18 protein-coding genes are annotated in these 19,515 nt (G+C 63.2%); 9 read left to right on the top strand and 9 right to left on the bottom strand.

What is annotated here, in order from left to right; genetic code table 11:
* Nucleotides 1-224: 224 nt before the first annotated feature.
* The 3 genes from QEN71_RS14330 to ltaE all read left to right on the top strand — a co-directional run bounded on the left by QEN71_RS14330 (nucleotide 225) and on the right by ltaE (nucleotide 4,914).
* Nucleotides 225-1,028: a substrate-binding periplasmic protein gene (locus QEN71_RS14330; protein WP_201651086.1), complete on the top strand. Its 804-nt coding sequence runs from the start codon at nucleotides 225-227 to the stop codon at nucleotides 1,026-1,028.
* Nucleotides 1,025-3,772, top strand: a complete 2,748-nt coding sequence (locus QEN71_RS14325; RefSeq protein WP_201651085.1) for a bifunctional diguanylate cyclase/phosphodiesterase — start codon at nucleotides 1,025-1,027, stop codon at nucleotides 3,770-3,772. The genes QEN71_RS14330 and QEN71_RS14325 overlap by 4 nt, the downstream gene beginning before the upstream one ends.
* Before the next feature lie 137 nt (nucleotides 3,773-3,909).
* Nucleotides 3,910-4,914: a low-specificity L-threonine aldolase gene (gene ltaE / locus QEN71_RS14320; protein WP_201651084.1), complete on the top strand. Its 1,005-nt coding sequence runs from the start codon at nucleotides 3,910-3,912 to the stop codon at nucleotides 4,912-4,914.
* 39 nt (nucleotides 4,915-4,953) lie between these two features.
* Here ltaE and QEN71_RS14315 read toward each other — a convergent pair whose 3' ends face one another.
* Both QEN71_RS14315 and QEN71_RS14310 read right to left on the bottom strand, forming a co-directional pair.
* On the bottom strand, nucleotides 4,954-6,330 hold the full coding sequence (locus tag QEN71_RS14315; RefSeq protein ID WP_201651247.1) for an MFS transporter: 1,377 nt from the start codon (nucleotides 6,328-6,330) through the stop codon (nucleotides 4,954-4,956).
* 300 nt (nucleotides 6,331-6,630) lie between these two features.
* Nucleotides 6,631-6,858, bottom strand: a complete 228-nt coding sequence (locus QEN71_RS14310) for a hypothetical protein (protein WP_201651083.1) — start codon at nucleotides 6,856-6,858, stop codon at nucleotides 6,631-6,633.
* Nucleotides 6,859-7,258: 400 nt separating this feature from the next.
* Here QEN71_RS14310 and QEN71_RS14305 point away from each other — a divergent pair, with 400 nt between their 5' ends.
* Nucleotides 7,259-9,712: a glycogen/starch/alpha-glucan phosphorylase gene (locus tag QEN71_RS14305; RefSeq protein WP_201651082.1), complete on the top strand. Its 2,454-nt coding sequence runs from the start codon at nucleotides 7,259-7,261 to the stop codon at nucleotides 9,710-9,712.
* 89 nt (nucleotides 9,713-9,801) lie between these two features.
* On the opposite strand, the gene QEN71_RS14300 is transcribed toward QEN71_RS14305, so the two are convergent.
* The 4 genes from QEN71_RS14300 to QEN71_RS14285 form a co-directional block, all read right to left on the bottom strand.
* Entirely contained in the window at nucleotides 9,802-10,869 is a 1,068-nt protein-coding gene (locus QEN71_RS14300) for a DUF3443 family protein (protein WP_201651081.1), read from the bottom strand.
* Between the two features lie 138 nt (nucleotides 10,870-11,007).
* Entirely contained in the window at nucleotides 11,008-11,346 is a 339-nt protein-coding gene (locus QEN71_RS14295) for a hypothetical protein (RefSeq protein ID WP_201651080.1), read from the bottom strand.
* A 134-nt stretch (nucleotides 11,347-11,480) separates the two neighbouring features.
* Nucleotides 11,481-11,870 (bottom strand): DUF6232 family protein, encoded by a 390-nt coding sequence (locus QEN71_RS14290; RefSeq protein WP_201651079.1) that lies wholly within the window; start codon nucleotides 11,868-11,870, stop codon nucleotides 11,481-11,483.
* A gap of 96 nt (nucleotides 11,871-11,966) precedes the next feature.
* Entirely contained in the window at nucleotides 11,967-12,713 is a 747-nt protein-coding gene (locus QEN71_RS14285; RefSeq protein WP_201651078.1) for a carbonic anhydrase family protein, read from the bottom strand.
* Nucleotides 12,714-12,886: 173 nt separating this feature from the next.
* Here QEN71_RS14285 and QEN71_RS14280 point away from each other — a divergent pair, with 173 nt between their 5' ends.
* Nucleotides 12,887-13,528: a helix-turn-helix transcriptional regulator gene (locus tag QEN71_RS14280; protein ID WP_201651077.1), complete on the top strand. Its 642-nt coding sequence runs from the start codon at nucleotides 12,887-12,889 to the stop codon at nucleotides 13,526-13,528.
* Nucleotides 13,529-13,544: 16 nt separating this feature from the next.
* Here QEN71_RS14280 and QEN71_RS14275 read toward each other — a convergent pair whose 3' ends face one another.
* The gene (locus QEN71_RS14275; RefSeq protein WP_201651076.1) at nucleotides 13,545-14,675 is read right to left on the bottom strand and encodes a DSD1 family PLP-dependent enzyme; all 1,131 of its coding nucleotides are present in this window, start codon (nucleotides 14,673-14,675) and stop codon (nucleotides 13,545-13,547) included.
* A 105-nt stretch (nucleotides 14,676-14,780) separates the two neighbouring features.
* On the opposite strand from QEN71_RS14275, the gene QEN71_RS14270 reads away from it, so the two are divergent.
* Together QEN71_RS14270 and QEN71_RS14265 are read left to right on the top strand one after the other, a co-directional pair.
* The gene (locus QEN71_RS14270; protein WP_201651075.1) at nucleotides 14,781-15,704 is read left to right on the top strand and encodes a LysR family transcriptional regulator; all 924 of its coding nucleotides are present in this window, start codon (nucleotides 14,781-14,783) and stop codon (nucleotides 15,702-15,704) included.
* A gap of 130 nt (nucleotides 15,705-15,834) precedes the next feature.
* A complete protein-coding gene (locus QEN71_RS14265; RefSeq protein ID WP_201651074.1) occupies nucleotides 15,835-16,806 on the top strand; it encodes a threo-3-hydroxy-L-aspartate ammonia-lyase in 972 nt (323 codons plus the stop codon).
* A gap of 7 nt (nucleotides 16,807-16,813) precedes the next feature.
* Here the strand turns inward: QEN71_RS14265 and QEN71_RS14260 are convergent, their stop codons facing one another.
* Entirely contained in the window at nucleotides 16,814-17,065 is a 252-nt protein-coding gene (locus QEN71_RS14260; RefSeq protein ID WP_201651073.1) for a hypothetical protein, read from the bottom strand.
* Nucleotides 17,066-17,352: 287 nt separating this feature from the next.
* On the opposite strand from QEN71_RS14260, the gene QEN71_RS14255 reads away from it, so the two are divergent.
* Both QEN71_RS14255 and QEN71_RS14250 read left to right on the top strand, forming a co-directional pair.
* A complete protein-coding gene (locus QEN71_RS14255; RefSeq protein WP_201651072.1) occupies nucleotides 17,353-17,580 on the top strand; it encodes a hypothetical protein in 228 nt (75 codons plus the stop codon).
* A gap of 286 nt (nucleotides 17,581-17,866) precedes the next feature.
* Nucleotides 17,867-18,190: a type II toxin-antitoxin system HicB family antitoxin gene (locus QEN71_RS14250; RefSeq protein WP_201651071.1), complete on the top strand. Its 324-nt coding sequence runs from the start codon at nucleotides 17,867-17,869 to the stop codon at nucleotides 18,188-18,190.
* A gap of 124 nt (nucleotides 18,191-18,314) precedes the next feature.
* On the opposite strand, the gene QEN71_RS14245 is transcribed toward QEN71_RS14250, so the two are convergent.
* Entirely contained in the window at nucleotides 18,315-19,487 is a 1,173-nt protein-coding gene (locus QEN71_RS14245; RefSeq protein ID WP_201651070.1) for a porin, read from the bottom strand.
* Between the last annotated feature and the right edge of the window lie 28 nt (nucleotides 19,488-19,515).

The raw sequence follows: 19,515 nt of genomic DNA, 5'->3' as shown, positions 1-19,515 counted from the left end.
GTTGCAAAGTGTGCGGATGGCGCGGATGCTCCGGCGTCGGCGAAATGAAATGAACAGCGAGAGAGAGCATCCCGTATTCGCGCAAACACCAGGTCAAGTCGGCCGTCTTTTTTGCCGTTAACCCGAATGGTTCATTTTCGCGTAGGCTCGCGAATCGTTCCGCGAGCGATCGCCTGGCCGGCGACGGCCATAGCACCCACCACCCAACGACGGGGAGCGTCACCGTGATTTACCGCGGATTCATCGGCTTGCTAGGCGCGCTCACGCTGGCGGCTGCCAGCACTTGCGCATTCGCAGGCGGCCCCGACTGCACGCGTCCGTTTACGCTCGCGCTGCACGATCATGGGCTGCTCTATTCGCAGGACACCAACGCCGGCATCGACAAGGATTTCGCCGACGAACTGGCGCGCCGCAGCGGCTGCGAAATTCGCGTGAGCCTGATGTCGCGGGCGCGCATCTGGAAGGTGATCGAATCGGGTGCGCTCGATTTCAGCCTGTCCGGCATCACCAACGAAGAGCGCGATCAGTACGCGTCGTTCGCGTATTACTTCAGCGACAAGTTCTATCTGCTCGTGCGCAAGGACGCCGGTATCCGGCAACTGTCCGATTTTGAACACAACGACAAGTTTCAGCTTGGCGTCATCCGAAGCTTCCGGTATGGTCAGTCGGCTAACGAACTGGTCGATACACTTGCCGCAGCCAATCGCGTCAGTCAGGCGGGCGGACTGGATCCGCTCTATCAGGCGCTGATGCGCGGCAGCATTCAGGGGATGATCATCGAGCCGTTCGACTATCCGGCGCTGGATGAGAAGCGCATCCGCGACATCACCACCATCATCGAATTCAACGATCCCGCCACGCCGCACGGCCTCATCATGTCGAAGAGGGCGTTGTCGCCGGAAGAGCGGGACAAGTGGCGCGCGCTCGTCGAAGAGATGCGCGCGGACGGCACGGTGCGCCGCATTTTCAGGAAGTATTTCAAACCTGAACTGGCGGATTCGATGGTCGATTTCACGCTACCGCGATGAGCCGCGCGCGCCTCGTCCTGTTGCCGCTGGTGATTCTGCTGACCGGGTTGTCGATCACCTGGTCAGTGTGGGATCACGAGCGTCAGGCGGTGCGGCGCGAACTGCTTTCCGAATTCAATTTCGCACTGGGCGATGCCGTCAGCCGCATCGAGCAGCGGATGGCCACCTACGAGCAGATGCTGCGCGGCGTGCAGGGTATGTTCGCGGCGCGCGGCTCGCTCGATCTCGACGCGTTTCACGGCTACGTCGGCGCGGTCAATGCCGACGCGAGCGTCGCGGGCATGCAGGCGCTCGGTGTCGTGCAATGGGTGCCCGCGCAACGGCACGATGCGCACATCGCCGAAATGCACGGACGCATCGGCAGACATTATTCGATCGATCCGCTTGGCGAGCGCGACGGCTACGCGCCTGTCGTCGCGCGCGAGCCCGTGTACGCCGATCCCAATGCGCTGCTCGGCTATGACTCGTGGGCGAGCCCCGTGCGCCGCCTCGCGATGGAGAAGTCACGCGACTCGGGCCTCGCCGTCGTGTCGGGCAAGGTGCAACTCGCGTCGGATTCGGACGCGCGGCCCGTGGCCGGCTTCGTGATGTATCTGCCCGTCTACGAACGCGGCGCGCCGCAAGACACCGTCGAGGATCGCCGTGCGCATCTGCTCGGCTGGGTCTACGCGGCGTTCCGCATGCGCGACGTGCTGGCCAGTCTCTATGGCGACCAGCCGCCCGGACTCTTCCTCTCGATCTACGACGGCACGCAGCCGTCGTCCGAATCGCTGCTGTACCGCTCGGCCGAGCCGAAGCAGCGCGAAGTGATTTCGGCGAACGAATACCTCGTGGTGGGCGGGCACGACTGGACGCTGTCGATGACCGCGCTGCCCGACTTCAAGGCGCGCTTCGGGCACAACGCGAAGCTGCTGATCGCCTGCACGGGCGCGGGGCTGAGCCTGCTGCTCGCCTTGCTCGCGTGGAGCCTCGCGAGCGGCCGCAGCCGCGCAATGCGGCTCGCTTCGAAGATGACGGCCGAAGTGCGCGAGAGCGAAGCCGAACTGCGCATCGCCGCCGTCGCGTTCGATTCGCTCGAAGGCATGATGGTGACGGACGCCGGCGGCACGATCCTGCGCGTCAATTCGGCGTTCACCAAATGCACGGGCTATTCCGCCGAAGACGTGATCGGCAGGAACCCGCGTCTGCTCAGTTCGGGCCGCCACGACGCCGCGTTCTTCCGCGAGATGTGGGAGACGATCCGTCGCGTCGGCGGCTGGCAGGGCGAGATCTGGGACCGTCGCAAGAACGGCGAGATCTATCCGAAGTGGCTGACCATCACGGCTGTGAAAGCCGACGACGGCCGCGTCACGCATTACATCGGCACGCACTACGACATCACGGAACGCAAGCTCGCGGAGGAACAGATCAAGGAACTCGCGTTCTTCGACGCGCTCACGCATCTGCCGAACCGCACGCTGTTGCGCGACCGGCTGAAGCAGGTGATCGCGCTGAGCGCGCAGAACCATTCGCACGGCGCGCTGCTGTTCGTCGATCTCGACAACTTCAAGACGCTCAACGACACGCTCGGCCACGACAAGGGCGACATGCTGCTGGGCCAGGTCGCGGGACGGCTGCTGGCGAGCGTGCGCGAAGGCGATACGGTGGCGCGCATGGGCGGCGACGAGTTCGTGATCGTGCTGAGCGATCTGAGCCGTAGTCGCGACGAAGCCGCGAGCGAAACCGAAGGCGCCGCCGAAAAAGTGCTGGCCGCGCTGTCCAACCCGTACTACCTCGCGGGCACCGACTTCCGCACGACGGCGAGTATCGGCGCGACGCTTTTCACAGGCCACGAAACCTCGATCGACGAACTGCTGAAGCAGTCCGATCTCGCGATGTACAAGTCGAAGGAAAGCGGGCGCAACGCGATATGCTTCTTCGATCCGGCGATGCAGACGGTCGTGATGGAGCGCGCCGCGCTCGAAGCGGCGCTGCGTCGTGCAATCGATGAAGACCAGTTGCTCGTGCATTACCAGGCGCAGGTGTTCAACGGCAACCGTGTGACGGGCGCCGAGGCGCTGGTGCGCTGGCAGCATCCGCAGCATGGACTCGTGCCGCCCGCCGAATTCATTCCGCTCGCCGAAGAGACGGGCCTGATTCTCGCGCTTGGCGACAAGGTGCTGGATAAAGCCTGCCGGCAGCTCGCGCAGTGGTCGTTGCGCGCGGACCGCGCGCATCTGTCGATTGCCGTCAACGTGAGCGCGCAGCAGCTTCGCGAGGACAGTTTCGTGACGAGCGTGCTCGACGCGCTGGCCCGCACGGGCGCCGATCCGAGCCGCCTGAAGCTCGAACTGACGGAGAGCGTGCTGGTCGACAACGTCGAAGACATCATCCGCAAGATGACCTTGCTACGTACCAAGGGTGTGGTGTTTTCGCTCGACGATTTCGGCGTCGGCTATTCGTCGCTGTCGTATCTGAAGCGCTTGCCGCTAGGGCAATTGAAGATCGACAGGTCGTTCGTGCGCGACGTGCTCGACGATCCGAACGACGCCGTGATCGCGCGCACGATCGTCGCGCTCGCGCAGAGTCTCGGCCTCGGTGTGATCGCCGAGGGCGTCGAGACGCAGGCGCAGCGCAAGTTCCTCGCCGACGCGGGTTGTCACGCGTATCAGGGCTATCTGTTCTGCCGCCCGCTGCCGATCGAAGACTTCGAAGCCTTCACCGATACCTTCGATTCGCAGGAGCCCGCGCTCGAAACGCCCTGAGCGCAGCCGCTTTCCACCTGGCCATTCGGTCTACCTGCTCTTCCCCGACGGAGTTGATACACTCTCCGGATTCAATTGCGCCCTTCACGCGTCGTGCCGTTGTACGTGAGGCGCCCGTCATCCTCAAGGAAAAGCACATGATCGATTTGCGCAGCGATACCGTGACCCGTCCGGGCAAGAACATGCTCGCCGCGATGACAGCCGCCGAAGTTGGCGACGACGTCTGGGGCGACGACCCGACGGTCCTGCGCCTGCAAGCCACGGTTGCCGAGCGTACGGGCAAGGAAGCGGGGCTGTTCTTCCCGAGCGGCACGCAGAGCAACCTCGCCGCGCTGATGGCGCATTGCGCGCGCGGCGACGAGTACATCGTCGGCCAGGCGGCGCACACGTACAAATACGAAGGCGGCGGCGCGGCCGTGCTGGGCAGCATTCAGCCGCAGCCGCTCGAAAACGCGCTGGACGGTTCGCTGCCGCTCGACAAGATCACGGCCGCGATCAAGCCCATCGACAATCACTTCGCGCGCACGCGTCTGCTGGCGCTGGAAAACACGATCGGCGGAAAGGTGCTGCTCGCGGGCTATGTCGCGGAAGCGACGCAGCTTGCGCGTGATCGCGGCCTCGCGACGCACCTCGACGGCGCGCGTGTCTGCAATGCGGCCGTCGCGTCGAAGCAGCCCGTCGAGGCGCTGTGCGCACCGTTCGATTCCGTGTCCATCTGTTTTTCGAAGGGCCTGGGCGCGCCCGTGGGTTCGGTGCTGGTCGGCAGCAAGGCGCTGATCGACGTCGCGCATCGCTGGCGCAAGGTGCTGGGCGGCGGCATGCGTCAGGCAGGCGTGCTGGCGGCGGCGTGTCTCTATGCGCTCGACTACAACGTCGAACGTCTCGCCGAAGATCACGACAACGCCGCGCATCTGGCGGCGGGACTCGCGCAGATCGATCAGGTGAAAGTGCAGTCGCAGGCTACGAACATGGTGTTCGCGCAGTTCCCGCAAGAGCACTGCGCGCCGCTCGAAGTCTGGCTCAAGGAGCGCGGCATCCTCACGCAGATGCTGTACGCGTCGCGCTTCGTCACGCACATGGACGTGTCGCGCGCGGATATCGATACGTTCGTGACGGCGGTGAAGGAGTATTTCGCGCGTTGATGTGCGTGCAATGGCGGGCTTGATGCCCGCCATTGTTGGCTACTGCTCTTTCGCCGTCACTGTCGTCACCACCGTCTGCGCCCGATGCGACGGCGCAAAGAGACGCAAGCCGCTGGCAACGCTCGCGGCGCCCGCGAACAGCGCGCCCGCTGCCAGCGAAAGCGTCGGGCCATGACGTCCGGCAATGCTAAAGCTCAGCGCGACGAGCGCCGCACCCGTCGTTTGTCCGATCAGCCGCGACGTCGCGATGATGCCGCTCGCTCCGCCGCTGCGATTGGGCGGCGCGCTTGCCATCAGCGCTTTCAGATTCGGCGACTGGAAGAAGCCGAAGCCCGCGCCGCAGATCGCCATGCGGATCGTGATGTCGATCACAGGCGGATGCGCGGGCAGCATCGCGAGCGACGCCATGCCGCCGCACAGGATCGCGAGGCCGATCGCGCCGAGCAGTCCGGGTGGATAGCGGTCGGACAGCCTGCCCGCGAACGGCGCAGCCAGCGCGACGATCACGGGCCACGGCGTCATCAGGAAGCCGGTTTCCACCTGGCTGCGATGCAAGACGTCTTCGAAATAGAACGGCAGCGAGACGAACGCGAGCCCTTGCGCGGCGAACGAGCAAACGGCCGTCACGGCAGACAGCGCGAACACGGGCAGCTTGAACAGATCGACGGGCAGCATCGGCGCCGGATGACCGGCTTCGCGGCGCATCAGCAGTGCCCCGAACACGAGCGCGACGGCGGCCGCGCCGAGCACGATCGTCGATGGCGCGCGCTGCGCTGCTTCTCCCAGTGCAAAAATCAGCGCGGCGAACGTAATCACGTTCAACAGTGCGGCGACGCGGTCGAAGTGATGTGTGCCGCGCGGCGTGCGCGGCAGTCCCGGCAACGCAAACGACAACGCCAGCACGCCAAGCGGCACGTTGACGGCAAACAGCCACGGCCAGTCGGCCACCGACAGAATCAGCGACGCAACCGTCGGCCCGACCGCAAACGACACGCCCACCACCAGCGCGTTCAGGCCGACGCCGCGCCCCAACTGATGCGGCGGATACAGATGCTTGATGAGCGCCGTATTGACGCTCATGATGGCCGCCGCGCCCAGCCCCTGCACGACGCGCGCGCCTGCCAGCCAGGGCAACGTCGGCGACAACGCGCAGGCAAGCGAAGCCGCCGTGAACACGCAGATTCCGGCGATATAAATGCGCCGGTGCCCGACGATATCGCCGAGCGCGGCGAGCGGCAGCAGCGTCGCGACCATCGCCAGCTGATACGCGTTGATGATCCACACGGACGCCGCCGGTCTTGCGTGCAGATCCGCGGCCATCGCGGGCAGTGCGGTGTTGGCGATGGCGGTATCGAGCGAGGCGAGCGCGACGGACAGCATGATCGCCGCCATCGCGAAACAATGACCGGCGGACATCGGCGCGTCGGCGACGCGGCCCGGGTTGGGTGTGTTCTCGGACAAGGACGGGCTCTGCTAGGAACGGGCGGGGCAAGCATCGGCATGGGCCGGATCGTCGGATGACCGGCGTATCCAATGCGAATGAAGCGATTGTTACAGAGTGGCGCGGATCGTGCTGAGCGCCGCGCAAAAACTCGGCGCGTGAAAGGTCGTTGCAAGCGGCCGCCAGCCGATGCCCACGGGTGCAACTAACTGTCAATCGCGCAACACGAACACAGATTGCGCGCGCATCTCGCGCATTGAACGCGAGCGAAAACTTCAGCTACAAGACGCGAGCAGAATCGACAGCTTGCGGATATGCGCCCTGAATGCTTCCGACATCTCGCGGTCGTGGCCATCGCTCAAATGCGGCGCTTCGGCCAATTCGACCTGGCCTTGAAACTCGTCGGAAACCTTGCGCCGTTCGCCGGGCGGCAGCGCGCGCACGAGCGAGACGATCAGCAATTCCTGCGCATGGATGATACCGAGCACGGATTGTGCGTTCATGTCGACCTCCATCGGAGCACGGCGAGGCTAGTGGCGCGTTAGCGGTTCCGGCGGGACGCAGCGCGACGCAGCTGTCTCCGGCCCGCCTTTTTACTCATCCATACTAGTGCAAGGAAGCAGGCCGTCTGCACCGGCATCGTGCCCGTCGAAAGAAACTCGAAGGAATACTGGCTGGCCGCATTCGCGCAAAGATGGAACTGCACGGCCGCGCGGCGTGTCTGCATGGTTGAGAGACATTTCGATAACGCTTAAGACAACGCATTGGACGCAGAGACGGGACGACGCAAAATGTCCTACTCTGCTTATTTATCCACCAGACCGGCCCGCGCCGCTCGCACTCCGCCCGCACCCAACGGGCAAACCGTTCAGCGCGCGCCGCGTCGATTTACCGGAGGCTTCGATGACAGCGGTGGATCTGGAATTCGACCAGCTCAACAGTACCGTCGACGCGCTGCGGCGCTCGATCTCCAACCGCATGATGTACGGCGTCGGCAAGGACGCCGTGACGGCGCGCCCGCAAGACTGGCTGCACGCCGCCGCGCTCGCCGTGCGCGACCGGCTCGTCGCGCGATGGATGAAAACCACGCGCCAGCAATACGAGCAGGACGTGAAGCGCGTGTATTACCTGTCGATGGAATTCCTGATCGGCCGCACGTTCACGAACGCGCTACTCGCGCTCGGCATCTACGATCAGATGAAGGAAGCGCTCGGCGGCCTCGGCGTGGATCTCGAAGCGCTCACCGATCTCGAACCCGATGCCGCGCTCGGCAACGGCGGCCTCGGACGCCTCGCCGCATGCTTTCTGGATTCGATGGCGACGCTCGGCATTCCGGGCTTCGGCTACGGTATCCGCTATGAATATGGGATGTTCAAGCAGCAGATCGTCGACGGCGAGCAGATCGAAACGCCCGACTACTGGCTGCGCGCGGGCAACCCGTGGGAATTTCCGCGTCCCGAAGTGCAATACATCGTGCATTTCGGCGGACGCACGGTGCAGCGCGACGGTCATGTCGAATGGATCGAAACGCAGCACGTGAACGCGATGGCCTACGACACCGTGATTCCCGGCTTCGCAACGAGCGCGACGAACACGCTGCGTCTGTGGTCCGCGCGCGCAACGGAAGAACTCGATCTGTCCGCGTTCAATCAGGGCGACTATCGCCGTGCCGTCGATGCGAAGAACATGTCGGAGAACGTCTCGCGTCTGCTGTATCCCGACGATTCGACACCGGCGGGCCGCGAGTTGCGTCTGCGTCAGGAGTACTTCTTCGTGTCGGCGACGATGCAGGATCTGATTCGCCGCTACCAGCGAACGCACAGCACGTTCGGCCGCTTCGCCGAAAAGGTCGCGGTGCATCTGAACGACACGCACCCCGTGCTTGCCATTCCAGAACTGATGCGTCTGCTCGTCGACGTGCATCATGTGCCGTGGGCGAAGGCATGGAAAGACATCCAGCAGATGTTCTCGTACACGAACCACACGCTGATGCCCGAAGCGCTCGAAACGTGGGACGTCGAGACGCTCGCTCGTCTGCTGCCGCGTCACCTCGAAATCATCTTCGAGATCAACGCCGAGTTTCTGAAGCACGTCAGCGAGCGTTCGGGTCATGACGTCGACATGATCCGGCGCATCTCGCTTGTCGACGAATACGGACAGCGCCGCGTGCGTATGGCGCATCTGGCGATCGTCGCGAGCCAGAAGGTGAATGGCGTGTCGAAGCTGCATTCGCAACTGATGACGCGCGACATCTTCGCGGACTTCGCGAAGATCTGGCCCGAGCGCTTCACCAACGTCACCAACGGTGTGACGCCACGACGCTGGCTCGCGCAGTCGAGTCCGTCGATGTCGAAGCTGATCGACGAACAGATTGGCACGCACTGGCGGCGCGATCTGTTCGAACTCGGCAAGCTGCGCGATCTGCGCGAAGATCCGTCGTTCGTTCACGCATTTCATGAAGCGAAGCGGCAGAACAAGCTGCGTCTGATCCATCGTCTTCAGCATCATACGAAGATGACGTTCGACCCCGACGCGATGTTCGATCTGCAGGTCAAGCGCATTCACGAGTACAAGCGGCAACTGCTCAACGCGCTGCATGTGATCGTCCGCTACAACCGCATTCGCGCGCATCCCGAGCGCGAGTGGGTGCCGCGCGTCGTGATGTTCGCGGGCAAGGCGGCGTCCGCGTACCGGATGGCGAAGACGGTCATCAAACTGATCGGCGATATCGGCAAGACCGTGAACAGCGATCCGCTGATCGGCGACAAGCTGAAGGTGGTGTTCGTGCCGAACTATGGCGTCAGCGTGGCCGAACTGATCATTCCGGCCGCGGACCTGTCCGAACAGATTTCGATGGCGGGCACGGAAGCGTCGGGCACGGGCAACATGAAGCTCGCGTTGAACGGCGCGCTGACGATCGGCACGATGGACGGCGCGAACATCGAGATCTGCGATGCCGTCGGGCGCGAGAACATTTTCATCTTCGGGCACACGGCGGATCAGGTCGACGAGTTGCGTGCGACGGGCTACAGGCCGCGCGAAATCTACGAGCACAACGCAGAGCTGAAGCTGGCGCTCGATCAGATCCGCACCGGCTTCTTCTCGCCCGACGATCCGCTGCGCTTCTCGGACATCTTTCATACGCTGGTCGATTGGGGCGATCACTACATGGTGCTCGCCGATTTCGCGGACTTCGCGAAGACGCAGGACGAAGTCGACAAGCGTTATCTCGACCGTCAAGGGTGGACGCGCAGCGCGATAGAAAATGTCGCGGGTATGGGGCAGTTCTCGTCGGACCGCACGATCGCCGAGTATGCGCGTGAGATCTGGAATGTGAAGCCGCTCGAACTCGAGTGATGTTTTCGTTTTGATAAGCCGCAAAAAAAGCCGCTGCGCGATGTGTTTGCATCGCGCGGCGGCTTTTTCTATTAGAACGCGGCTCCGGCTTAGCTGCCCATCCGCTCGATATCATGCGACGCGCGCAGTCCAAGCTGACCATGCGCGAAGTCAAACAGCAAGTCGATGTTCTGCAGCGACATCAGCCCGATCACGATCCGGTTCGCGCCGGGCGCAGCCTTCACGATGGTCGTCTGCGCGTCGTTGAAACGGTGCGCCCAGTCGCCTACGCCGAGCACCACATCGTAGTTGCCTTGCGCGAAGCTCTTGCGTTCGTCGACGTCGCCGGACCAGTCGGGCGCCTTGTCGGTTTCGACGCGGATCATGTCGGTGCCGCCCGTCGAAAACACAACGGGCGCGCAAAAGCGCATCTTGCTGCCGATCTGCACGCAACCCGTCGGCCAGCGCGCCGAGCCGTCCTTGTTCATCGCGAGCGGGACGAGCGTGAAATCCTTCGTCAGCGCGTTCGAAGGGCTCAGCACGAGAAACGGACGGTCGAGCCGCGCGCGCACCAGATAGCGTTGGCCGATGTTCGCTGGCAGCGCGCGCAGCGGCTGCGTGCAGCAGGCGTCGCGCGGATCGTCGCTGGAGGCGTCCGCTCCGACGCCGAGAATGCCCGAGAAGGCCCAGCCGAACTCGCCCGTGTAGCCGTCCTGTGCGACGCAGTGCTTGTTGATCTTCAGGCAGCTGACCTGATCGACGGCTTGCACGTCGATGTTCATCGGTTTCGTGCCGCCGATGCTCAACGGCACCGTGACGGCCGCGCCGGAAATCTGGGCGTCGGTGGCGAAGGCGAGCGTGGACCGCGCGCCCGCTGCCGGATAGTTCGAACGCGGCAACACCGACGACAACACACGCGTGCCGCGCGTGCCCGTATCGAGCATCAGATAGACGGCTTTGCCGTCCATCTGCACGGGCAGCCCGATCGACGAGCGGCCATGCGGATCGCTGCGTTCCGCCCGCAGCGGCACGAGCAGGCCGTCACGGCCCTCGTTGATGAGGCTCGCCTGCGTTTCGGGCGGGACGGGCGTGGTGATCGGCGTCGAACAGGCAGTGAGCGCGAGCGCGATCAGCGCGCCCGCAAAGCCGGCCGTGCGCCGGATGAAATGGACAGACATCGCACACACCTTTGCAGAAGTGCGTGGCCCGACGTCAGTCACGCCTGGCGCGAGGACACGCTGGATGAGAGGACCGCCGACTCTACGCGGGCGGTCTTCGCTACCTGCAAAAATGTGTGGATGCGCGATGCGCTTAGGTCAGTGCTGGTGCGCGATCGATCGAGAGACGCAGATCGCGCGCACGCGGCCGATGGTCGCGCGACGCAGTGCGCCTGCGAGCACGCCGACGACATCGCCGACGTTTTTCGCCATCACGTCGACGCGAAACGTGATGCAGTCGTTGCGTTTGTCGACGGCCATCACGAACAGGCGCGCGCCTTCGCCGAGCGCGGCGAGCAGGGCGCGGCGGCCCGATGCCGACGAGATGCCGGGCACGGTGACGTCGATGGTGACGAGCGACAGGGCGGGTTGCGTTTCGATATCGATGGAAGACGTACGGCGTGGAGCAGTGCGCGAAGAAGCGATCACGGTATGCATCGTCGATGCGCCGCCGCAATGTTGGCGGCGCGGCTGTTGAGACGCGTCCACTGTAGCGGGCGGCGCCTCAAGCGGGCGCTAAAGAAATGACGCGGGCCGTTAATTTCGTGTAAAGACGGCGAGGGATAAGGCGGTCAGCTTTTCGGCGCAGCGGCCGCACCGAGCGCGTCGCGAACCGTTTGCGCAACCCGTTCGACGAAAGAGAGATCGACGCTCGACAACGCTTCGCGCTCGCTGCCGCCCGTCTGCACCATCAGACGATGCGTGACGTCCTGCGTGATCCACGTGAGCCAGCCGACGACGACCAGCATCACGCCCGCCACGATACCCAACGACGACGAGAACACACCTCCCACGACCGCGGCCACTGCCCCGATCACCGAAATCGCCCAAGGCACGAGCTTGTTCTTCTGCACGGTGACGACGCGGACCTGCTGGATGTCGCGCAACGGAAAGATCTGGCCAGCCGCTGACAGCGCATTGCGTGTGACCGACACGCCGCGTTCGTTGAAAGGGGTTTCCATCTTGACGGATTCAGGCTGAGAGAAAGGGCGCAGGGTAACAGAAAACCCGTTCGCCCTGCCAATCAGCCCGGCAGTTGGACCCTGAGTCAGCCGAAGTCAGCTCAGGAACTCGAGCGCTCCCGTGCTCAGGTTGTACATCGCGCCGACGATCATGATCGCGTTTTGCTTCTCCATGTCCGCGAGCACGGAACTGTCGCGACGGATGTTCGCGATGGTCATCTGGACATTTGTGCGCGCGACGGCATTCACGAACGTGTAGTTCGTCGCGCTGCGTTCGCCGCTGTATTCGGTGGCTTCCACGGCAGGCTTGATCCTGTCGAGCAGGCCGGTGAGGTTACCCAGTTCGGCGTTCGCAATGGCGCCCTTGATCGCGCCGCACGACGTGTGACCCATCACGACGACGACCTTCGCGCCCATCAGCTTGCACGCAAACTCCATGCTGCCGAGGATGTCGGTGTTCTCGATGTTGCCCGCAACGCGGCAGTTGAAGATATCGCCGATACCGAGATCCATGATGACTTCGGCGGGCGCGCGCGAATCGATGCAACTCAGCAGCACAGCCGCGGGATATTGCCCCGCCGCGCTCGCACGTTGCTCGCGCAGATAGTTGCGCGGCTTGCGCTCGCCCTTCTGGAAGCGCGCATTGCCGCGTTTCATGTCGTCGATGATCTGTTGCGGCGTCATGCTGTCGCGCTGGGCTTTCGTCAGCGCATCCGCGTGCGCGGCGACAGGCATCAGCGCGGCAGGCGCGAGCGACGCCAGAGCCGCAGTGCCCGACAGCCGGAGAAATCGCCGGCGGCCCGAGTCCTTGTATTGCCGCGGATATTCATACTTATCGCACATGACGGGCTCACTCGTTTGCGATGACGCGCGACGACCCGACGGCCATGCCGGGTCCATACGCTGCATGCGTCATGCATGAGTCGAATATAGGCGATGCGCGCTTGCGTTCAAGAGAAATGAATCTGCTTTTCTCGCCGATGGCTCTATGTACAATATTGGTAACTTTAGATGAAATGTCTACCATGAAGAAAAGCGCTTTGGAGCGAGAGCAGGCGTCGCTGATCGATCAGGTCAAGCAGATGGCCGACGGTCTCGGGCAGACGTTCGCGCCGTTCTGCGAAGTCGTCGTGCACGATCTGCGCGATCCGCGTCACGCGATTCTCGCGATTCACAACAACCTGTCCGGGCGCGCAGTCGGCGATCCGGCGACGGAACTCGGACTCGCGCGAATCGCGGACGACGACTATCCGCAGTTGTTGACCAACTACCCGAACCAGTTCGGCGATGGCCGCCGTGCCAAGAGCACGTCGATCGGCATCAAGGACTCGACGGGCCGCTATATCGCCGCGTTGTGCGTGAACGTCGACCTGAATCTGTTTCGCGGCATCCAGAACATGCTCGAACAGTTTTGTACGGCGTCGGGCGTGGGCGCGAAAGAGACGCTCGATCCCGCGAATGCCGAGGCGTTGCGCGAGCGTATCGATCAGTACGCGATCTCGCTCGCCACCACGCCGCAGGCGCTGAAAACAGAGCAGCGGCGCGCGTTGATGCAGGAACTGAAGCAGGCGGGTTTTCTGGAAGTGCGCAGGTCGATGGAGATCATTGCTGCGCATCTGGGCGTTTCTCGCGCGACGGTCTACAACGATACGAAGTGACGCGACGCGAGAGCGCTTACCAGCCGTAGAACCTCGGCCACGTCGATACCGCGCCGTCGCGTGACAGTGCGTGATACTCGGGATGCTGGGCGCCCGTCGCGCACGCGTGATTGGGCAGGATGCGCAGCCGCGTGCCGACGGGAAAGCGCGCGGCGATCGCCGTGTCCGGCTCTCCGATGCAAGAGACGATGCCGTGCTCCTGATTCGCCGCGCTCATCACGTAGCCATCGACGGGCACGCCGTCTTCGGTGCATACAAGACCATAGCCGAAGTCCTGTTGCTGACGCTGCGTGCCGCGATCGCGGCTCATCGCCATCCATCCGGCGTCGACGATCGCCCAGCCCTTGTTCTCCTGATGACCGATCACCGTTGTCAACACGCTGAGCGCGATGTCATCGAGCGCGCACACGCCGACGTTGTGCATGACGAGATCGAAGAACACGTAGACGCCCGCGCGTACTTCCGTCACGCCTTCCAGATGCCGCGCTGCGAGCGCGGTCGGCGTCGAGCCGATGCTGACCGTGTCGCATGGCAGTCCCGCTGCGCGCAGCCTTTGCGCTGCGTGCACGCAACCTGCACGTTCCTGTTCCGCGATGCGCTCCAGGTCTGCCGCCGTGTTGTAGTCGTAGCTCGAACCAGCGTGAGCGAGCACGCCGCCCAGCTTCATCCCGCCTTCGTGAAGAACACGGCCGACGTCGAGCAGCAGATCGTCGTCGGGCGCGATACCCGAGCGATGTCCGTCGACATCGACTTCGATCCATACCTCGAACGATTCCGCGTGCGCGTTGCCGAACGCCACGATGGCCCGCGCCGACGACACGCTATCCGTGACGATCTTCAGATCGCAGCCGCGTCGACGCAGCGTCATGGCCTGTTCCAGCTTGTTGGGCGCCATTGCGACGGCATAGACGATGTCGCCGATTCCCGCTGCAAAGAACTGCTCGGCTTCTTTCAGCGTCGACACGGTGATCCCTTGCGCGCCGGCGTCCAGTTGCGCCTGCACCACCTGATTGCATTTCGTCGTCTTCACGTGCGGGCGGAACTTCACGCCGAGTGCATTCATCCGCGCTTGCATGCGCTGGATGTTTCGCGTCATCGCGTCGAGATCGACGATAGCGGCAGGCGTATTGAGCGAGGCGAGATTCACAGTGGTTTCCTTGAGGTGCGAAGGGTCTTCGAGCGACCTTCACTATAGGATCGATGGACTATAGTGTGGTTAATGCTTCATCAACTTTCCATTTAGCTGAATTTAATGATCGATCTCGACGACATGCGCATGTTCCGGGCGCTGGGCACCGCGCCGTCGCTCGCGGGCGCGGCACGGCTGCTCGACGTCACGCCGCCTGCATTGACCGTGCGCCTGCAAAAGCTCGAAGAGCGTCTCGGCGTGCATCTCGCGGTGCGCGAGGCGCGCGGCATTTCGTTGACGGAAGAGGGCACGCGGCTGATGCGGGAAGCCGTCGATCTCCTCGAACGTCTCGACACGCTGCCCGAACGGATCGCCGCCGAACACCAGGCCGTGTCGGGGAGCTTGCGCATCGTTGCGCCGCTGGGGTTCGGACGCGTTCACATCGCGCCGATTCTTAGGGACTTTCACCTGAGCTATCCAGGCGTAAAAGCGAGTCTGAATCTCTCCGACAATCCGCTCGCGGACAGCGCAGGCGCCGATGTCGTGATTCATATCGGCGAGATGAAGGACTCGTCGTGGGTCGCGCATGTGCTCGCTCCGAACGAACGCTTTCTGTGCGCGAGTCCGCGGCTGACGGCGCGGCTCGGTGCGCTCGAGCATCCTTCCGGGCTCGCGGATCTGCCTTGCCTGTGTCTTCGCGAGAACGACGAAGATGTGTCTCGCTGGCGTTTCGAGCCCGAACCGAAGGGCAAGGCGAAGCACGGCAAACCGGTGACGGTGCGCGTGACGGGCGCGCTGTCGTCGAACGATGGCGGTGTCATCGGCGATTGGGCGATGCGTGGACTCGGCATCATGGTGCGCTCGGAATGGGACGCGGCGGCGCTGATCGCAAGCGGCAAGCTGGAGCGACTATTGCCGCACTGGCGGATGGCGCCCGCGCCCATCGTCGCCTTGCTGCCGACGCGCAAAGGCATGCCCGCCCGCGTGCGGCTCTTTCTCGATGCCGCTCGCGCCGCGATGGATCCTCCGCCGTGGCGCAAAGGTTGATTTACAAAATGTATTGACATAGACAATATGTCTAATCAGAATGCGAAGAATCCGACGGGACAATTGCGCGCCGCTCAGCAAGCGCGCCTGTTCGTCCGCTCGCCTGCACTGTCCGACACTCGACACTTCCATGACCAAGCTCCCTTTGCCCACTTATGACGACGTCGTCGCCGCCGCGAAACGCCTCGAAGGCGTCGCGCATCGCACCCCCGTTCTGACCTCGCGAACCATCAACGAATGGTTCGGCGCCGAAGTGTTCTTTAAATGCGAAAACCTGCAGCGCATGGGCGCGTTCAAGTTTCGCGGCGCGTTCAACGCGCTGTCGAAGTTCGATGAAGCGCAGCGGCGTAACGGCGTGGTCGCGTTTTCGTCGGGTAATCATGCGCAGGCCGTCGCGCTGTCCGCGCGGCTGCTCGGCATGCCCGCGACGATCGTGATGCCGCAGGACGCGCCGCAGATGAAGGTTGAGGCGACGAAGGGCTACGGCGGCAACGTCGTTCTCTATGACCGGTACACGGAGGATCGCGAGCAGATCGGCCGCGATCTGGCGCAGAAGCATGGCCTGACGCTGATTCCGCCCTACGATCACCCCGACGTCATGGCAGGACAGGGCACCGCGGCGAAAGAACTGTTCGAGGAAGTCGGGCCGCTGGATGCGTTCTTCGTGCCGCTCGGCGGCGGCGGGCTGCTGTCGGGTTCGGCGTTGTCGACGCGCGCGCTGTCTCCCGATTGCGCGCTGTATGGCGTCGAGCCGGAAGCGGGCAACGACGGTCAGCAATCGCTCCGCTCGGGCAAGATCGTCCACATCGACACGCCGAAGACCATCGCCGATGGCGCGCAGACGCAGCATCTCGGCGAGCATACGTTCCCGATCATCCAGCGCGACGTGACCGACTTGCTCACCGCTAGCGACGCGGAACTTGTCGACTGCATGCGCTTCTTTGCTGCGCGCATGAAGATCATCGTCGAGCCGACCGGCTGCCTGGGCTTCGCGGCCGCTCGCCAGGTGAAGGACCAGTTGAAGGGCAAGCGGATCGGCGTGTTGATCAGCGGCGGCAACGTCGACGTGCAGAAGTTTGCCGAACTGGTGTCGTCGAACTGACGACGCTCTAGCTGCACAGGCCGAGAAACACGGCCATCGACGGCCCGCCCGCACGCGGCGGAAAGACGCACCAGCCGCCGTCGTGATGACGAAAGAAGAAGATGGCGCGCGCACCGCGCGTCGTCGAAGCCTCGACGTGCGCGTAGCGCGTTCCATCCATGCGGCGATGCCCGAATCCCACCACGCGGATCTGTCCTTGCGGACCGGGCGCGAGCCATTTCTCGACCTGATAGTGCAGCGATCTGTCGATGGCGTTCATGATCGACTCCTTAGGCTCGTCCCGGGCAATGCGCTGGGATGACTGAAGAGTAGGCTGGTCAAATCATTGATGATAGTTAATGTTTTTTATATTTATCATAATCGTCGACTGATCGATCTGCTGTAGCCTTCCGACGGGAAACATGCCGGGTTCACGGCAAGAATTTGCGGTTGCTCATAAAATCGCCGCGCGCCTGGCAAGGCGGGCGCGGTTTTTGGACGAACGTAACAGGCACGGCATGCGAACGTGGCTTTCCATGTGGTCGTCGCTTGAAGGATGTACCCGGCATGGAAGAGGTTTTCACATCGAAATCGGGCGCAATTGCGCGCCTGATGACTGCGCGCAAGGCGCTAATGCAGGAATCGGATGACGTCGCGCGTATGAGCGGCGGCGAAAAGACGGCGCGGATCGAGCGGCTCGAACGGCTGTTGTTCGACGTGCGCGCGGGGCGTATCTATGACTTCACGATGCCGACGGCGAATGGGGAAGTGCGGCTTTTCGTGACGGAGGATTGACGCATGTCATGGTTTGATGGTGCCAATAATGGCACCATCAAACCATGACAGAAAAGATCCTTGAGCAAATGCGTCGTGAACCCGCGAACGTCCCGTTACACGGCATTGTTCAAGGTCTGCGTAGAGTACTTCGGAACGCCTCGCCAATCGGGTTCGAGTCACGCGGTTTTTCGCATGCCCTGGATGGGCGACCCGCGCGTCAATATTCAAAACGACAAAGGAAAGGCCAAGGCATACCAGGTGCGCCAGGTGTTATTGGCCATCGATAAGCTGAAGGAGAGTCGACGTGCCCACTGATCACTACACTTACCGCGTCACATGGTCGCCCGAAGATGGCGAGCACGTGGGACTATGCGCGGAGTTTCCATCCCTGTCGTGGCTTGCCCGTTCGCCCGACGCCGCGCTCAAGGGTATTCGCGCTGCGGTCGCTGAAGCTATCGCCGACATGGTCGAACAAGGGGAGGCTGTGCCGCAGCCTCTCGCAGAGAAGCGCTATAGCGGCGAGTTCAGAGTCCGCATTCCGCCTGAGCAGCACCGTGCGCTTGCCATGCAGGCGGCAGAGCAAGGGGTCAGTCTGAACCGTCTTGTCAGCATGAAGCTGGCGGCCTGACTTTCACCACGGCTCATCCAACGCTTCCAACAAAAACGCCCTGCAAAGCAGGGCGTTTTTTTGTTCCAGTCCATCTGCATGCGTGCAGGCGAAGCGCCAGAAGCGCTTCGTCGTGCGATACAGCTTAGAACTTGTGGCGCATGCCGACGCGGAACGCCAGCTGGTTCTGCGAACCCGAACCCGACGTGTTGAAGTACGACGTTGCCGAACCGATCTGAGCCTGGATCGGTGTCGAGCCCGTCTTGCCCGATGCGTCCTGGTAGATGCCCAGCACGTACACATCGGTGCGCTTCGACAGCGCGTAGTCGACGCTCGCGTCAACCTGGTTGAAGTGGCCCGTCGTCGCGCCCGTCAGACGCGAGTACGTGTAGCCGAGGCCACCCGTCAGCGCCGGCGTGAATGCGTACTTTGCGCCGCCTTCGAAGTTGTTGAACGTCGTCGATGCACCCGTGATCGGCTCGAGGTGCGTGTTCGTCCACAGTGCGTAGAGCGTTGCCGGTCCGATGATGTAGCGGCCGCCGAGACCGAACGCGCGCAGGTCGCGCACGGTGCCCGTGCCGACGTTGGCGATCGTCGTCGAGAATGCCGGCGTTGCCTGACCCGGGAAGCGGATGTCCGTGTACGCTGCGCCGAGGCCGATCGGGCCGTTCGCGTAGTTCACGCCGAAGCTGTAAGCGCGCGACGAGCCTGCGACCGGGTTAGCCGTCGTGCCCGTTGCCGGTGCGCCGCCGAATGCGCCAGCCTGGTTCGAGAAGCCGTACATCGCGCCAAACGTCAGGCCCGAGAAGTTCGCGCTGCTGAACTTGACCGAGTTGTTGATGCGGCTCGACGTCAGCTGGTCGACGTCGTTGATGTGGTAAGCGTAGTTACCGGCAACCGTCAGGCCGCCCGTCGAGTAGTTGCCGCCGAGGTAGTCGGTCGTGAACGCGTATTGACGACCGAACGTCAGCGAACCGATGCCGTCCTTCGACACACCCACGTATGCCTGACGGCCGAACAGCGCGCCGCCCTGGCCCGATGCGCCCGTGCCGCTGTTGAAGCCGCTTTCGAGCACGAACAGTGCCTTCAGGCCGCCGCCCAGATCTTCCGTGCCGCGCATGCCCCAACGGCTGCCTTGAGCAACGCCGTCGTCATACTTGAACAGCTTGCTCGAAGCGCCCGTCGACGTCTTCGAGTGATTTGCGTAGCTGATACCTGCATCGATGATGCCGTACAGCGTGACGCTGCTTTGTGCGTGTGCGGTGCCTGCAGCTGCTGCCGAAGCGATGAGAGCGGTGGTAAGTACTTTTTTGTTCAAAACTTTCTCCGGATAGAAAAATGGCGAT

This window comes from Paraburkholderia sabiae, from assembly GCF_030412785.1.
GTDB classification, from domain to species: domain Bacteria; phylum Pseudomonadota; class Gammaproteobacteria; order Burkholderiales; family Burkholderiaceae; genus Paraburkholderia; species Paraburkholderia sabiae.
Note: the sequence above shows the minus strand (reverse complement) of the source record. Positions and strands in the feature narration are given on the sequence as shown.

Coding starts and splice junctions, on each gene's coding strand:
- QEN71_RS14325 (WP_201651085.1), top strand. CDS start 1,025: ATGAGCCGCGCGCGCCTCGTCCTGTTGCCGCTGGTGATTCTGCTGACC.
- ltaE (WP_201651084.1), top strand. CDS start 3,910: ATGATCGATTTGCGCAGCGATACCGTGACCCGTCCGGGCAAGAACATG.
- QEN71_RS14315 (WP_201651247.1), bottom strand. CDS start 6,330: ATGTCCGCCGGTCATTGTTTCGCGATGGCGGCGATCATGCTGTCCGTC.
- QEN71_RS14310 (WP_201651083.1), bottom strand. CDS start 6,858: ATGAACGCACAATCCGTGCTCGGTATCATCCATGCGCAGGAATTGCTG.
- QEN71_RS14305 (WP_201651082.1), top strand. CDS start 7,259: ATGACAGCGGTGGATCTGGAATTCGACCAGCTCAACAGTACCGTCGAC.
- QEN71_RS14300 (WP_201651081.1), bottom strand. CDS start 10,869: ATGTCTGTCCATTTCATCCGGCGCACGGCCGGCTTTGCGGGCGCGCTG.
- QEN71_RS14295 (WP_201651080.1), bottom strand. CDS start 11,346: ATGCATACCGTGATCGCTTCTTCGCGCACTGCTCCACGCCGTACGTCT.
- QEN71_RS14290 (WP_201651079.1), bottom strand. CDS start 11,870: ATGGAAACCCCTTTCAACGAACGCGGCGTGTCGGTCACACGCAATGCG.
- QEN71_RS14285 (WP_201651078.1), bottom strand. CDS start 12,713: ATGTGCGATAAGTATGAATATCCGCGGCAATACAAGGACTCGGGCCGC.
- QEN71_RS14280 (WP_201651077.1), top strand. CDS start 12,887: ATGTCTACCATGAAGAAAAGCGCTTTGGAGCGAGAGCAGGCGTCGCTG.
- QEN71_RS14270 (WP_201651075.1), top strand. CDS start 14,781: ATGATCGATCTCGACGACATGCGCATGTTCCGGGCGCTGGGCACCGCG.
- QEN71_RS14265 (WP_201651074.1), top strand. CDS start 15,835: ATGACCAAGCTCCCTTTGCCCACTTATGACGACGTCGTCGCCGCCGCG.
- QEN71_RS14260 (WP_201651073.1), bottom strand. CDS start 17,065: ATGAACGCCATCGACAGATCGCTGCACTATCAGGTCGAGAAATGGCTC.
- QEN71_RS14255 (WP_201651072.1), top strand. CDS start 17,353: ATGGAAGAGGTTTTCACATCGAAATCGGGCGCAATTGCGCGCCTGATG.